The sequence below is a fragment of the Austwickia sp. genome (assembly GCA_016699675.1).
Classification (GTDB): Bacteria; Actinomycetota; Actinomycetes; order Actinomycetales; family Dermatophilaceae; genus Austwickia.
This window is the reverse complement of record CP064985.1, coordinates 242,685-257,587: the sequence shown is the minus strand read 5'-3', so window position 1 is coordinate 257,587 and position 14,903 is coordinate 242,685. Positions and strand designations below refer to the sequence as shown.

Annotated in this window: 12 protein-coding genes and 2 tRNA genes; 11 read left to right on the top strand and 3 right to left on the bottom strand. The window is 72.1% G+C overall.

Features of this window, described 5'->3' with window-relative positions:
* Positions 1 to 103: 103 nt before the first annotated feature.
* The 6 genes from IPK37_01225 to IPK37_01200 all read left to right on the top strand — a co-directional run bounded on the left by IPK37_01225 (position 104) and on the right by IPK37_01200 (position 7,947).
* Complete coding sequence (locus IPK37_01225; protein ID QQS01137.1) at positions 104 to 1,546, top strand: FAD binding domain-containing protein; 1,443 nt, start codon at positions 104 to 106, stop codon at positions 1,544 to 1,546.
* Positions 1,543 to 4,035, top strand: coding sequence for a xanthine dehydrogenase molybdopterin binding subunit (xdhB, locus tag IPK37_01220; protein ID QQS01136.1), 2,493 nt, complete (start codon positions 1,543 to 1,545; stop codon positions 4,033 to 4,035). Before IPK37_01225 ends, xdhB begins: the two co-directional genes overlap by 4 nt.
* 57 nt (positions 4,036 to 4,092) lie before the next feature.
* Complete coding sequence (locus tag IPK37_01215; protein ID QQS01135.1) at positions 4,093 to 4,872, top strand: fumarylacetoacetate hydrolase family protein; 780 nt, start codon at positions 4,093 to 4,095, stop codon at positions 4,870 to 4,872.
* 112 nt (positions 4,873 to 4,984) lie between these two features.
* Positions 4,985 to 6,637, top strand: a complete 1,653-nt coding sequence (locus tag IPK37_01210; GenBank protein QQS01134.1) for a glutamate--tRNA ligase — start codon at positions 4,985 to 4,987, stop codon at positions 6,635 to 6,637.
* 80 nt (positions 6,638 to 6,717) lie between these two features.
* Positions 6,718 to 7,425 carry an HAD family hydrolase gene (locus IPK37_01205; protein QQS02596.1) on the top strand — a complete coding sequence of 236 codons (708 nt, stop codon included), beginning with the start codon at positions 6,718 to 6,720 and terminating at the stop codon, positions 7,423 to 7,425.
* Between the two features lie 111 nt (positions 7,426 to 7,536).
* On the top strand, positions 7,537 to 7,947 hold the full coding sequence (locus tag IPK37_01200; protein ID QQS01133.1) for a VOC family protein: 411 nt from the start codon (positions 7,537 to 7,539) through the stop codon (positions 7,945 to 7,947).
* A 3-nt stretch (positions 7,948 to 7,950) separates the two neighbouring features.
* Here IPK37_01200 and IPK37_01195 read toward each other — a convergent pair whose 3' ends face one another.
* Complete coding sequence (locus IPK37_01195; GenBank protein QQS01132.1) at positions 7,951 to 9,654, bottom strand: glutamine--tRNA ligase/YqeY domain fusion protein; 1,704 nt, start codon at positions 9,652 to 9,654, stop codon at positions 7,951 to 7,953.
* Positions 9,655 to 9,886: 232 nt separating this feature from the next.
* Here IPK37_01195 and IPK37_01190 point away from each other — a divergent pair.
* Together IPK37_01190 and IPK37_01185 are read left to right on the top strand one after the other, a co-directional pair.
* Positions 9,887 to 9,961 (top strand) — tRNA-Gln (locus IPK37_01190).
* Positions 9,962 to 10,088: 127 nt separating this feature from the next.
* A tRNA-Glu gene (locus tag IPK37_01185) sits at positions 10,089 to 10,161 on the top strand.
* A gap of 84 nt (positions 10,162 to 10,245) precedes the next feature.
* Here the strand turns inward: IPK37_01185 and IPK37_01180 are convergent.
* On the bottom strand, positions 10,246 to 11,004 hold the full coding sequence (locus IPK37_01180) for an IclR family transcriptional regulator (protein QQS01131.1): 759 nt from the start codon (positions 11,002 to 11,004) through the stop codon (positions 10,246 to 10,248).
* A gap of 137 nt (positions 11,005 to 11,141) precedes the next feature.
* Between IPK37_01180 and leuC the strand changes: the two genes are divergently transcribed.
* The 3 genes from leuC (at position 11,142) to IPK37_01165 (ending at position 14,069) form a co-directional block, all read left to right on the top strand.
* Entirely contained in the window at positions 11,142 to 12,542 is a 1,401-nt protein-coding gene (gene leuC, locus IPK37_01175; protein QQS01130.1) for a 3-isopropylmalate dehydratase large subunit, read from the top strand.
* Between the two features lie 64 nt (positions 12,543 to 12,606).
* Positions 12,607 to 13,200 carry a 3-isopropylmalate dehydratase small subunit gene (leuD, locus tag IPK37_01170; GenBank protein ID QQS01129.1) on the top strand — a complete coding sequence of 198 codons (594 nt, stop codon included), beginning with the start codon at positions 12,607 to 12,609 and terminating at the stop codon, positions 13,198 to 13,200.
* A 473-nt stretch (positions 13,201 to 13,673) separates the two neighbouring features.
* Positions 13,674 to 14,069, top strand: a complete 396-nt coding sequence (locus IPK37_01165) for an HU family DNA-binding protein (protein ID QQS01128.1) — start codon at positions 13,674 to 13,676, stop codon at positions 14,067 to 14,069.
* 102 nt (positions 14,070 to 14,171) lie between these two features.
* Here IPK37_01165 and cofC read toward each other — a convergent pair whose 3' ends face one another.
* Positions 14,172 to 14,777, bottom strand: coding sequence for a 2-phospho-L-lactate guanylyltransferase (gene cofC / locus IPK37_01160; GenBank protein ID QQS02595.1), 606 nt, complete (start codon positions 14,775 to 14,777; stop codon positions 14,172 to 14,174).
* Positions 14,778 to 14,903: the final 126 nt, after the last annotated feature.

Below are 14,903 nucleotides of genomic sequence, written 5' to 3'. Positions count from 1 at the left end.
GCGGCCCACCCCGGCGGGGCCCTTAACCATGCCCGCCCGCGGACGTATCCTGCGGGTCTGCACGGCATTGGACGGCGACGTACGGCGGGGCCTGGGAGGCACCATGGGACAGCTGCGGATCACGGTCAACGGCACGCGCTATGAGACGTCCGCCGGGCCCCACACGACGCTGCTGAGCTGGCTGCGCGAGCAGGGCCTCCTGGCCGCCAAGGAGGGCTGCGCCGAGGGCGAGTGCGGCGCGTGCGCCGTGCTCCTCGTTCGCCCGGACGGCTCGGGCGCCCGCTTCGAGAGCGTCAACTCCTGCCTGGTCACGCTCGCCGCGCTGCACGATTCCGAGCTGGTGACGGTCGAGGGCCTGGGCACGCCGGCGGCCATGCACCCGGTGCAGGAGGCCATGGCCGTCGGCGGCGGCAGCCAGTGCGGCTACTGCACCCCGGGCTTCGTCGCGAGCATGGCGGGGGAGTACTACCGGCGCGACCGGAGCCCCGGTCAGCACGGCGTCGACAACGGCATGGACCTGCACGCGCTGGCGGGGAACCTGTGCCGCTGCACCGGCTACCGGCCCATCCGGGATGCGGCGTACGCGGTGGGCTTCCCCGCCCCCGACGACGCCTGGTTCGCCCGAATGGAGCGCCTCGCCTCGGCGCCCCAGCCGGTGCGGGTGGCCGACGACAACGGCGAACTCATCCGTCCCGCGAGCCTGGCCGAGGCCCTGGAGCTGCTGTCGGACGACGGGGCCGTGGCGCTGGCCGGCGGCACGGACCTGGGAGTGGAGCGCAACCTCCGGGGCGCCCGACCGCGGCGCGTCGTCGCCATCGATGCCCTGCCCGAGCTGCGTGAGCTGGTCGTAGGGGAGCAGGCCGTCGAGATCGGCGCCGCCCTCACGCTGGCCGAGGTCGAGCGGGGCCTCGCCGGGCGGGTGCCGCTCCTGGACCAGCTCTTCCCCCAGTTCGCGAGCCCCCTGATCCGGCACGCCGCGACGTTCGGCGGCAACCTGGGCACGGCCTCGCCGATCGGGGACGGCGCCCCGGCGCTCCTCGCGCTGCGGGCCAAGGTCGTCCTGGTGGGCCGGGGTGGGGACCGTGAGGTGGACCTCGCGGACTACTTCACCGGCTATCGCACCACCCAACTGGCCGCTGGGGAGCTGATCAAGGCCGTGCGCATCCCCCTGCCGCTGGCGCCCCACGTCGCCTTCCAGAAGATCGCCAAGCGTCGCTTCGATGACATCTCCAGCGTCGCGGTGGCGCTCGCCCTGGACATCTCCGACGGGATGGTGGCCGCCGCCACGATCGGTCTCGGCGGCGTCGCCGCCACCCCGCTGCGGGCCCGGGCCACCGAGGACGCCCTGGTCGGGCAGCCGTGGACGGAGGAGACCGTACGCCGTGCGGGTGACGTCCTGCGCAGCGAAGGCACCCCGATCACCGACACACGGGCCAGCGCTGACTATCGCCGGGCGATGCTGGGGGAGGCCCTGCCGAGGATGTACGCCGAGTGGGGTGGCCACCAACCGGGCGCCCCCGCCGACCGCCTGGAGGTGGCGTCGTGACGAGCTTCGTGGACCGCCCTACGGACGGCGCGGTGGGCCGTGCGCTGGCGCACGTCGACGCCCCCGGACACGTCACAGGGGAGGCATACTTCACCGACGACCTCGTCGGGCGCTACGCGGGGGCGCTGCACGCCTACCCGGTGCGCGCCCCGCACGCCCACGCCCGGGTGCTGCGCATGGACGTGGCGCCGGCGCTCGAACTGCCCGGCGTCGTGCGGGTGCTCACTGCGGACGATGTGCCCGGGATCAACGACTCCGGGGTGCACCAGGACGAGCCGCTGTTCCCCAGCGAGGTCATGTACCACTCCCAGGCCGTGGCCTGGGTGCTCGCCGAGACACGGGAGTTGGCCCGCCGGGGCGCCGCCTCGGTCGAGGTGGACTACGAGCCGCTGCCGGCCCTCGTGACGATCGCCGAGGCGATCGCCGCGGAGAGCTTCCAGGGCGGCCAGCCGGTGCTGCGCTCCGGGGACGCGGCGGGGGCCCTTGCTGCCGCGGCGCACCGCTTCGCGGGAGAGTTGGAGATCGGCGGGCAGGAGCACTTCTACCTGGAGACGCACGCCTCGATCGCGATGGTCGACGAGGCCGGTCAGGTCTTCATCCAGTCCTCGACGCAGCACCCCACGGAGACCCAGGAGATCACCGCGCACGTGCTGGGGCGGCACTCCAATGCGATCACCGTGCAGTGCCTGCGGATGGGGGGCGGCTTCGGCGGCAAGGAGTTCCAGCCGCACGGGCTGGCCGCCGTCGCGGCGCTGGGGGCCACCCTCACGGGCCGGCCGGTGTCACTGCGGCTGGACCGGCAGCTCGACATGACGATGACCGGCAAGCGGCACCCGTTCCACGCGGATTGGGAGGCCGGGTTCGACGACGCGGGACACCTGCTCGCCCTGCGGGCCACGCTCACCGCGGACGGTGGCTGGAGCCTCGATCTCTCCGAGGCCATCCTGGCCCGGGCCCTGTGCCACATCGATAACGCCTACCACGTGCCGAATGTGGAGGTGCACGGGCGGATCGCCAAGACCCACAAAACCTCTCAGACGGCGTTCCGGGGGTTCGGCGGCCCCCAGGGCATGCTGGTGGTCGAGGACATCATGGGCCGCTGCGCGCCCCGGCTGGGGCTGGCGCCCGACGAGCTGCGGCGGCGCAATCTCTACGTCGCCGGCCAGCGCACGCCGTACGGTCAGGACGTCAAGGACGCGGAACGCATCGGCGAGATCTGGGACCGCCTGCTCCACACCGCTGACTTCGCGAGCCGCACCGCGGAGATCGCCCGGTTCAACGCCGAAAACCCGCACCGCAAGCGGGCGCTCGCGATGACGCCGGAGAAGTTCGGGATCTCGTTCAACTTCACCCCGCTGAACCAGGCCGGGGCGCTGGTGCACGTCTACAAGGACGGCTCGGTCCTCATCAACCACGGCGGCACCGAGATGGGCCAGGGGCTGCACACCAAGATGATCCAGGTGGCGGCCACGGCGCTCGGCGTACCGGTCGAGATCGTCCGGCTCGCCCCCACCCGGACCGACAAGGTGCCCAACACGTCGGCGACCGCGGCGAGTTCAGGCGCGGACCTGAATGGCGCGGCGGTTAAGGACGCCTGCGACCAGATCCGGGAGCGCCTGGCCGACGTGGCGGCCACCGTGCTGAACCGCCGCATCGAGGGGTTGGCGGTGCCGCCGCGCGACATCCGATTCGGCGGGGGCCTGGTCTACCCCCTCGGCCGACCCGAGGTCTCGCTGACGTTCAAGGATCTCGTCACCACCGCCTATCTCACCCGTACCAAGTTGTGGGCCGCCGGCTTCTACCGGACCGAGGGGCTGCATTGGAACGGGGCGGCGGTGCAGGGGGCGCCGTTCAAGTACTTCAGCTACGGCGTCGCCTGCGCCGAGGTTGAGGTGGAAGCCTTCACCGGCACGCCCACCGTGCGCCGGGCCGACATTTTGCAGGACGTCGGCGACTCCCTGTCCCCGCTCATCGACGTGGGCCAGATCGAGGGTGGCTTCGTGCAGGGCGTCGGCTGGATGACGCAGGAGCAGTTGCTGTGGGACACCTCGGACGGTCCCGGCCGGGGGCGCTTGCTGACGCAAGCGGCCTCGACGTACAAGCTGCCGAGCATCGGGGAGCTGCCGCCCGTCTTCAACATCGAGCTGGCGCAGCGGGCCACCGAGACCGGGGTGGTCTACGGATCCAAGGCGATCGGCGAGCCGCCGCTGACCCTGTCGATCTGCGTGCGGGAGGCCATCCGGCAGGCCTGCGCGGCGTTCGGCCCCGACGGGCGCGAGCAGGCGCTCGGGATGCCGGCGACGGCGGAGGCCACCTACTGGGCCGTGCAGGACGCGCGGGGGGCCCACGCCGGCCCGGGCTCGCAAGATCACGACGAGGACGCCTCGGAGCCACTGGAGGAGGCCGGCCAGGTCGCCGTCCAGCAGGGCGACCCGACGACGCACGGACCAGGGGAGGCGCACGACGAGGCCGCGCTGCCGGTCCGCTAGCGTGGCGAACCGGGGCGGCGGGTCGGGCCGGCCCGCTTCGCCACAGGGGAGGACCACGTGAAGATCGCCCGCTATGTCGTCGACGACGCGCCGAGCTACGGCGTGGTGATGAGCGAGGATGGCGAGCCCGCCTGGCTGGCCCAGGTCGGCGGCGACCCGCTGTACCCGCCGGTGAGCGCCACCGGGGTCCGCCATGAGTTGGGCGACGTGCGACTGCTGGCGCCGGTCATCCCGCGCAGCAAGGTGATCGGGGTCGGGCGCAACTACGCGGAGCACGCGGCCGAGCTCGGCAACGAGGTGCGCGGCGAGCCGCTGCTCTTCCTGATGCCCAACACGGCCGTCTGCGGGCCGGACGACCCGGTCGTGCTGCCGGACTTCGCTCGGGACGTGCACTACGAGGGTGAGCTGGCGGTCGTCATCGGGAGAGTGTGCAAGGACGTCCCCCGGGAGCGGGCCCTGGACGTGGTCTTGGGCTACACCTGCGCCAATGACGTCTCGGCGCGGGACCTGCAGGCCGCCGACAAGCAGTGGGCCAGGGCCAAGGGTTGCGACACGTTCTGCCCGCTGGGCCCGTGGATCGAGACGGAGCTGGACCCGGCCGACGTGGAGATTCGCACCCGGCTCGACGGCCGCGTCGTCCAGGAGGATTCCACCGCCCTGATGCTGCACGACGTCCCCGCGCTCATCGCCCACATCTCCCGCGCGTTCACGCTGCTGCCGGGCGACGTGATCCTCACCGGCACCCCGAAGGGCGTCGGCCCCGTCGATGCGGGCCAGCGGGTCGAGGTGGAGATCGAGGGGATCGGCGCCCTGTCCAATCCCTTCGTCCGCCGCTGATCCCGGCAGTCCCGACGACCGTCGACCTTCGCCGGTCTCAGTTCCTACGGTCGCCCGTTCTCACCGCGGGGCTGGGTGGCGCCGGCGGCGGCTCGGTAGGCTGGGCGCCATCATGAGCGCAGATCAGAGCCCCACGACGGCGGCACCGAACAGCCCATCGGCCATCCCCGGCCCGGAGGCCTCCCAGGTGGAGGTCCCGACCGGCTCGCAGCAAGAGCCGCGCGCCACCGACGGCACGCCCCGGCCGGGCGCCCCGCGGCTGCGCGTCGCCCCGTCGCCGACCGGCGACCCGCACGTCGGGACCGCCTATATGGCGTTGTTCAACCTGGCGTTCGCGCGGCAGCAGCACGGTGCGTTCGTGCTGCGCATCGAGGACACCGACCGGGCCCGGTACCGTGCCGATTCGGAGGCCCAGCTCTACGACACGCTCGCCTGGCTCGGCCTGAGCTGGGACGAGGGCCCCGACAAGGGCGGGCCGTACGCGCCGTACCGGCAGTCCGAGCGCCTCGCGACCTACCGCCCGTACGTCGAGCGGCTCCTCGCGGACGGGCACGCCTACCAGTGCTGGTGCAGCCCCGACCGGCTGGCCGAGCTGCGCGCCCAGCAGCAGGCCTCGAAGGCATCGGTGACCGGCTACGACGGGCTGTGCGACGGGAAGTCGCGCGAGGAGCGCGCGGCGTTGCCGGGGTTCCAGGAGACGCCGGTCGTGCGGATGCGAATCCCGACCGATCCCGCCGATGTGCCCCTGACGTTCCCCGACCTGATCCGCGGCGAGGTCAGCGCCCCGCGCCCCGACGACCAGGTCATCCTCAAGGCGGACGGCTTCCCCACCTACCACCTCGCCGTCGTGGTCGACGACCACGAGATGGGCATCACGCACGTCGTCCGCGGCGAGGAGTGGATCAGCTCGACCCCCAAACATCTGCTGCTGTACCGCTGGCTCGGCCTCACCCCGCCGCAGTTCGCGCACATGCCGCTGCTGCGCAACCCGGACAAGTCGAAGATCTCCAAGCGCAAGAACCCGGCCGCCCGCCTGACCTGGTTCCGGGAGCAGGGTTACCTGCGCGAGGCGCTGCTGAACTTCCTGGCGCTGCTGGGCTATCCGCCGGCCCAGGACGCCGAGGGCAAGGACGTCGAGGTCGTCGATTTCGCCCGGTTCAGCCGCGACTTCGACTGGGCCAAGGTCAATCCCGTCGGCCCGATCTTCGACCTGGCCAAGCTCGACTGGCTCAACGGCTGCTACATCCGCGAGCTGGACCCGGCGGAGCTGGCCTCCCGGCTGCTGCCCCACCTGCAGGCCGACGGGCAGTTCGGCGACAACCCGGGGCTTGGGGAGCTGGCACGGCTGCGGTCGCTGGCCGCGCTGATCCAGCCGCGCCTGGTCAAGCTCGCCGACGCCCCTGAGCAGCTACGCCCCTTCTTCACCGCGGACCGCGACCTGCCGATCGACGACGACGCGCGCGCCTCGCTCAAGGACGACGCCGCCGCGGTGCTGGACGCGGCCATCGCGGCCCTGGAGGCGCTGCCGGATGACGCGGGTATGGACCTTGGGGACGTGGCCGGCAGCTGGACCCACGACCGCATCGAGGCTGCCCTGCGGGCGGCGCTCGTCGAGGGCCTCGGGCGCAAGCCCAAGTTCGCGTTCGGGCCGGTTCGGGTCGCCGTGACCGGCCGCCGGGTCTCCCCACCGCTGTTCGAGTCGATGGAGGTACTCGGGCGGCACAGCACGCTGGCTCGGTTGCGTACGCTCCGGGCAAGCCTGTGAGCGGTACGGCGGAGCCTGCCGGCACCGCGGACCCCTGGGCCTTACCGGTCTGCGGGCTGCTGCTCGACATCGACGACACGATGGTCGACACGCGCGGGGCGATGGGGACGGCGCTGCGGGCCGCCGCCGAGAACGCCTGGCCCCAGGCGGATTCGGCGACGTGGGCCGCCTTTGCCAACCGCTACTACGCGGACCCTGGCGGCTACTTCGACGCCTACACCCGCGGCGAGGCGACCTTCGCGCAGATGCGGCGGTCCCGCACCGACGAGGCGGCCACCGCGCTGGGTCTTCCGGAGCTGTCGGCCCCGGCGTTCGCCGAGTTCGAGGTCGTCTACCGGGCCGCGTTCGCGCGGGCCCAGGCGCTCTTCGGGGACGTGGCCCCGCTGCTGGACCGCGCCGCCGCCGCGGGGGTGCCCGTCGGGCTGCTCACCAACTCCGGGGCCGTCGTCACCGCGGACAAGTTGGCGGCGGTCGGGCTGGCGGACCGCTGCCCGATCGTCGTCACCACCGACACGCTGGGTGTGGGCAAGCCGGACCCCCGCGTGTTCGCGCACGCGTGCGGCCTGCTCGGCGTCGATGCGCCGTACGTCGTGGTGGTCGGCGACACCATCGGCACCGACGTGCTCGGCGCCCGAGGCGCCGGGCTACGGGCCGCCTGGCTTCAGCGACCAGGCCTGCCCGAGCCGCGCGACGCGGGCTGGGGCACCCCGGTCGACGACCCGGGGGTGCGGATCGTGGCCACGCTGGACGAGGTCGCCGCGCTGCTGGGGATCGACGACCGTTCGTGACCAGCGCAAAGGGTGCCATGGCACCAAAAGTGCAAGTCGTGAACGGTCGCGCTCGCCGTCGCGCTCAGGCTTGACCTCGCGCACCCCCGCCGTCGCGGCCAGGATGGGCGCATGCGCGACTATCCCGACCTCCTGCACACCGTCATCGACGGGGAGGACATCCGCACGCTCGCCGAGTTCTACCGGCACCTCCTGGGGCTGGTGTACCGGCCGGGAGATGAGGTCCCCGCGGGCGGCGAGGACGACGCCGACTGGCTGGTCCTCACCGACCCCGACGGGACGCGGTGCCTGGCATTCCAACAGACCGCGCAGGTCACGCCCACCACGTGGCCCGATCCGACGGTGCCGATGCAGCTCCACCTGGACTTCACGGTCGCGGACCGCGAGGCGCTGGAGCGGCACTACGCGCACGCCGTACGCCTCGGCGCCCGACTCCTGCTCGACCGCACCGACGACGCGGAGGAGCCGCTGTACGTGCTCGCCGACCCCGCCGGCCACCCCTTCTGCCTGTTCGTGGGGTAACGCTCAGCCGCGCTGCTCGCGCTTCTGGATCGCCGCCCATTCGTCCTTCAGGCCCACCGTGCGGTGGAACAGCATCGGGGTGCGCGGGTCGGCGGCGAAGTAGCCGAGCCGCTCGAACTGCACGACGTCGCCCGGCGCGGTGTCGGCGAGCGCCGGCTCGCCCCAACAGTTCGACAGCAGCTCACGAGAATTCGGGTTGAGGTCGTCGAGGGCTTCGCCGGTCGTCTCGCCCGGCACCGGCGCGGTGAACAGCCGGTCGTAGAGCGCGACCGTGGCCGTCACCGCGTGCGGCGCCGAGACCCAGTGCATCGTCGACTTCACCTTGCGGCCGTCGGGTGCGGTGCCCCCGCGGGTCGCGGGGTCGTACGTCGCGTGCACCTCCACCACAGCGCCCGACTCGTCCTTGACCACGTCCGTGCAGGTCACGAAATAGGCCCCCCGCAGCCGGACCTCCCGGCCGGGGGAGAGCCGGAAGAACTTCGGCGGCGGGTTCTCCGCGAAGTCCTCCTGCTCGATCCACAGCTCACCGGTGAAGGGGACCTCGCGGGTGCCGTCGGCCTCGTTCTCCGGGTTGTTGACGACGCTCATGTGCTCGACGACCGGCGCACCGGCCGAGTCCGTCGGCCAGTTCGTCAGCACGAGCTTGAGCGGTCGCAGGACCACCATGCGGCGCTGCGAGGTCGCATTCAGCTCCCGTCGCACGAAGGATTCCAGCAGCTCGATGTCGTGGCGCGAGTTGGTGCGGGTCAGGCCGATGTAGCCGCAGAAATCGCGAATCGCCTTGGGCGGGTAGCCGCGTCGCCGCAGACCGGAGATCGTCGGCATCCGCGGGTCGTCCCAGCCGTCGACGTGGCCCTCGTCGACCAGCCGCTTCAACCGGCGCTTGCTGGTGACGACGTGCGTCAGTTCGAGCCGGGCGAACTCCGTCTGCCGCGGTCGGTCGCCGGGCAGCGGCAGCTGCTCCAGATACCAGTCGTAGAGCGGGCGGTGGCTGTCGAACTCCAGCGTGCACAGGGAGTGCGTCACGCCCTCGATCGCGTCGGACTGGCCGTGCGCCCAGTCGTACGTCGGGTAGATGCACCACACCGCGCCCGTGCGGTAGTGGTGGCCCCGGCGGATGCGATACATGACGGGATCGCGCAGCTGCATGTTCTCGTGCTGCATGTCGATCTTGGCGCGCAGCACGCGTGATCCGTCGGGGTAGGCGCCGTCGCGCATCTTGCGGAACTCGGCGAGGTTGTCCTCGACGGGGTGGTCTCGGTAAGGGGATTCGATGCCCGGCTTGCCGAACCCGCCGCGTTGCGCCGAGATCGTCTCGCCGTCCTGTTCGTCGACGTAGGCCTTGCCGTCCCGGATCAGCAGCTCCGCCCAGTCGTACAGCTGGCCGAAGTAGTCGGAGGCGTGCAGGACCGGCCGCGGCGGGTCGTAGCCCAGCCAGCTGATGTCCTCGACGATCGACTCGACGTACTCCTTCTCCTCCGTGTCGGGGTTGGTGTCGTCGAGACGAAGCCGGCAGACGCCGTCGAACTCGGCCGCGATGCCGAAGTCCACGCAGATGGCCTTGGCGTGCCCGATGTGCAGATAGCCGTTGGGCTCGGGCGGAAACCGCGTCTGCACCCGGCCGGCGAAGGTCCCCGCGGCGTTGTCCGCCCGGATCATGTCCCGGACGAAGTCGCTGGCCGGCGTGGGGGACTCGGGCGCGCTCATGGCACCCCACGATACTGCCTCAGCGACGGCGGCCCTGGTGGGCCCCGGTGCGGCGGGGTGGCGCCGCGCTCAGGTCCGGCCTTCGATGGTCGACAGGGAGGCGGCGCCCTGGCGGGGTCGTCCGATCGCCGCACGGCGATTGGCGATTTGGGATCGATGCTGGCCCCCCGCTAGAGTTCTCTTTCGGATCGCTCCGGCGGCCGGTTCACCGGCAGCCAGGGGGGATACCCCTTGGGGTATGGTGTAATTGGCAGCACGACTGATTCTGGTTCAGTTAGTCTAGGTTCGAGTCCTGGTACCCCAGCCATCGTTCAGCTGCTCGGCGCACGCCGAACAGCCCGGGCGAGGCCCGGCGTCGCACGTCACTGCGACCCGTGCCGATTGGGCGAAACCGAACCCGCGCGGTATGGTTTCTCCCGCTGCCGCGGCAGCACGGCCCCGTTGTGTAGTGGCCTAGCACGCCGCCCTCTCAAGGCGGTAGCGCCGGTTCGAATCCGGTCGGGGCTACAACGAAGAAAGCGGCTCCCCCTCGGGGGAGCCGCCTTCTGTCGTTGCTGGGCCGGCCCGTTCGCGTGGGCCGCCAACCGGAGGTCAGGCCTTCTGGGTGGCGGCCTCCTGGGCGGCCTGCTGCTGGGCGTGCGCGCGGGCGAGCACCTCGGTCAGCTTGTTGGCGCCGGCCACGACCGTCGCGGCGTGCAGCCGGCCCGGCTGCCGGGAGATCCGCTCGATCGGCCCCGAGATCGACACCGCGGCGATGACCCGCCCGGCCGGGTTGCGGACCGGCGCGGACACCGAGGCCACGCCGGGCTCCCGCTCGCCGACGCTCTGGGACCAGCCGCGCCGCCGTACGCCCGACAGCGTCGTGGCCGTGAACTCGGCGCCCTGCAGGCCGCGGTGCAGCCGATCCGGTTCCTCCCAGGCGAGCAGCACCTGCGCGGCCGATCCGGCGAGCATGGACAGCGTCGCGCCCACCGGGATGGAGTCGCGCAGGCCCATGGGTCGTTCCGCGGCGGCCACACAAATGCGCAGGTCGCCCTGCCGGCGGAACAGCTGCGCGGACTCGTGGGTGTGGTCGCGCAGCGCGCCCAGGACGGCCCCGGCGGCCGCGAGGAGGCGGTCCTCGCCGGCGGCGGAGGCGAGTTCGGCCAGGCGCGGCCCGAGGATGAACCGGCCCTGCATGTCGCGCGAGACCAGGCGGTGGTGTTCCAGGGCGACCGCGAGCCGGTGGGCCGTGGGCCGGGCCAGGCCGGTGCTGGCGACGAGCTGCGCCAGCGTGGAGGGGCCGGCCTCCAGCGCGCCCAGAACGGTCGCAGCCTTGTCGAGGACGCCGACGCCACTGGAGCTTTCCATAACCTCAGTGTGCACGTCCCACGCACTGAGACGCAAGCCCGCCACATCTTGAACGCGAGAACCATGGACGGCACAGTCGAGGCAGTCGCCTGCGCCGCACGTAGCGCGAGACGGGCATCTCAAGATAGGGGATGGGCATGGGTGCGACTCTGGCCGAGAAGGTGTGGGCCCGGCACGTGGTCCGGTCTGCCGAAGGCGAGCCCGACCTCCTCTACATCGACCTGCACCTGCTGCACGAAGTGACCAGCCCGCAGGCCTTCGAGGGGTTGCGTCTCGCCGGCCGACCGCTGCGTCGGCCCGACCTCACCCTGGCCACCGAGGACCACAACGTGCCCACCCTGCCGGGCCCGATCGAGGACCCCACGAGCCGCACCCAGGTGGAGACCCTACGCGCCAACTGCGCCGAGTTCGGCGTCCCGATCTACCCGATGGGGGACGCCAAGCAGGGCATCGTCCACATCATCAGCCCGGAACAGGGCCTCACCCAGCCGGGGATGACAATCGTCTGCGGTGACAGCCACACCTCGACGCACGGCGCCTTCGGCGCGCTGGCCTTCGGCATCGGCACCAGCGAGGTCGAGCACGTCATGGCGACCCAGACCCTCCCGCTGGCGCCCTTCAAGACGATGGCGGTGCATATCGACGGCGCGCTGCCCGAGGGCGTCACCAGCAAGGACGTCATCCTCGCGGTCATCGCCCAGATCGGCACCGGCGGCGGGCAGGGCTATGTGATCGAGTTCCGGGGCAGCGCCGTGGCGGCGATGTCCATGGAGGCCCGGATGACCATGTGCAACATGAGCATCGAGGCCGGGGCCCGGGCCGGGATGGTGGCGCCGGACGAGACGACCTTCGACTACCTCAAGGGCCGGCCGCACGCGCCGCAGGGTGCCGACTGGGACGCTGCAGTCGAGGCCTGGCGGGACCTGCCGAGCGACCCCGACGCGACGTACGACAAGGACGTCCACATCGACGCCGCCACCTTGACGCCGTTCGTCACGTGGGGAACGAACCCCGGACAGGGCGCCCCCCTGGGCGAATCCGTGCCGGACCCCGAGCAGATCGCCGACGAGCAGGCCAAGCTCGCGGCCCACAAGGCGCTCGAGTACATGGGGCTGACCGCCGGCACCCCGCTGCGCGAGGTCGCCGTCGACACGGTCTTCGTCGGCTCGTGCACCAACGGCCGCATCGAGGACCTCCGGGCGGTCGCCGACATTCTTCGCGGGCGCCGCGTGGCCGAGGGGGTCCGGATGTTGGTGGTCCCTGGGTCCGCGCAGGTCAAGGTGCAGGCCGAGGGCGAGGGCCTGCACGAGGTGTTCACCGCGGCCGGGGCCGAGTGGCGGCTGCCGGGCTGCTCCATGTGCCTGGGCATGAACCCGGATCAGCTGGCCCCGGGGGAGCGGTCCGCCTCGACGTCCAACCGCAACTTCGAGGGGCGCCAGGGCAAGGGCGGGCGGACCCACCTCGTCAGCCCCCAGGTCGCCGCGGCCACCGCGATCACGGGGCGGCTCAGCGCCCCCGCGGATCTGCTGCCGCTCTGACGCGGCGCGCCGTCCCGGCGCCCGTTGCCCCTACCGACTGGCTGGACCGACCGAGGAGCCGCACGTGGACAAGTTCCAGACCCACACCGGAGTCGCCGTACCGCTGCGGCGCAGCAACGTCGACACCGACCAGATCATCCCGGCGAGCTACCTCAAGCGGGTGACCCGAACGGGATTCGAGGACGGACTCTTCGCCGCCTGGCGCGCCGACCCGGACTTCATCCTCAACGCCCCCGCCTACGCCGGGGCGTCCGTCCTCGTCGCCGGCGTCGACTTCGGCACCGGCAGCTCGCGCGAGCACGCGGTCTGGGCGCTCATGGACTACGGCTTCCGGGTCGTCATCAGCCCCCGGTTCGCGGACATCTTCCGCGGGAACTCCGGCAAGGCCGGGCTGCTGACCGCCCAGGTCAGCGAGGGCGACGGCGAGCTGCTCCTGAAGCTGCTCGAGGAGGACCCCGGCGCCGCCGCGACGGTGGACCTCACCGCGAAGACCATCGAGTGCCGCGGCACCGTGGTGCCCTTCGACGTCGATGACTACGTGCGCTGGCGGCTCCTCGAGGGCCTGGACGACATCGCGCTCACCCTGCGGCACGAGGCCGCCATCGCCGACTACGAGGCGGCCCGGCCCGGCTACCTGCCGCTGACCCGCTCGGCATAGCCCCCTCAACCCGCTGACTTGAGGCGCCCCGGATCGAGATCCGGGGCGCCTCAACGTCGTTCAGGCCAGGCCGCCGTCGATCGTTCGACCTGCTGCCCTTTCCCGCCGTGAGCTGCGACGATGCCGCCGACCCCGGGCGGCGATGCATCTCAGGGCGGGTCGGATCCTGTCCGAGATCGCCGGATTCCCCTGTGGTTCACAACACCTGCGCCGATAGGGGGGTCGACCATCCCGCAGAACGGGAGGTTGCGATAACCACATCGGACAAGCAGTCCACCAGTGAGCATTGTGGCGCCGGAGATCCCGGGGCCGGAGCGCTCGCGCGGAGAACCGCACACAGGACCGTCACCGGGCAGGGTCCCTCATTGCCCGACCGGAGACGCACACACGGACGTGGGGGGGCGCGGTGCTCTCGCCACACGAGCGCGGCCGGTACGCCGGTCGAACATCATCTCTGGAGGGAGAGGCAGCACGTGAACAAGGCTGATTTGGTCGACGCTCTTGAGGGTCGACTCGGGGGGAAGAAGCAGGCTCAGGATGCGATCGAAGCCATCTTCGATGTGATCATCCGCGAGGTCGCCCACGGCGGCAAGGTCGGGATCACGGGCTTCGGCACCTTTGAGCGCGCGGACCGCGCGGCCCGCACCGGTCGCAACCCGCGCACGGGCCAGTCGGTCCGCATCGAGTCCACGGCCGTGCCGAAGTTCCGCCCCGGAACCGCATTCAAGATGTACGTCGCAGAGCCGAAGACCCTGCCCAAGGCCGGCCCGGCCGCCGCGCGTGCCGCCGCTGGCACCGCCGCCCAGGTCAAGGCCGCGGCGCGGGCCACCATCGCGGCCGGCAAGAAGAAGAGCAAGAAGACCGCCTGACTTCGATCACGTCGCCCGGGCCCTACGCCGCGGCGAACGATCGACTCCACCGGCGCGTGTCGTCCCTTTCGGGCGGCGCGCGCCGGTGCTTTGTTGGCCACGTCAGTCCGGGCCGAGCTGGCCGAGCCGGCCGTACAGCGCCGCCCAGGTGTGCGTCCCGACGCCCAGCGCCACGGCGTCCGCAAGGTCCCCTGCGTCATCGACGTCGCGCCGCAGCCGGGGCAGGTGGAGATCGAGCCGTACGGCGTACCGGGCGTGCCGCGCCGCCGACTTGACGCCGAACGCCGGTCGCAGCGTGCTCGTCTCGCCGATCAACAGGACGGTTCCGCGGCCGTCGGCGTCGGGGACGTACGCCGGGAGCGGCCCCGCCGCGGCGGCGGTCAACGCTACCGAGAGATCCTCCGCCGTCAGCGCCGGCAGGTCGCCGAGGAGCACGGCGGCGAGGGCGTCCGGCTCCAGCGTCTCGAGCCCAGCGGCGATGGCCGCCAGCAGGCCGCGGCCGGGATCGGGAAGCACCTGGCAGGTCGGCGCCGCCCAGCCGGCCAGGGGTTCGTCGCCCGTCACCACCACGACGTGGGGCACCGAGGGGCAGCCCAGGGCCGCCGAGATCGTGTCCTGCGCCAAGGCCCTAGCGAGCCCGTCGTGCCCGACGCCCGGCGGCGCGGTCAGCCGCGACTTGCCCAGCGCCCCGCGCGTCGGAATCAGCACGTGAACCGCGCTCGACGTACGACCGTCCGTCGAGCCGATGCCCCGGTCAGCGCCGACCGCCCCCCTGTGCCCCACGACGTGGGATTCTGGCACCTGTGCCCTACCGGCTCGTCGGCGGGGAGTCCG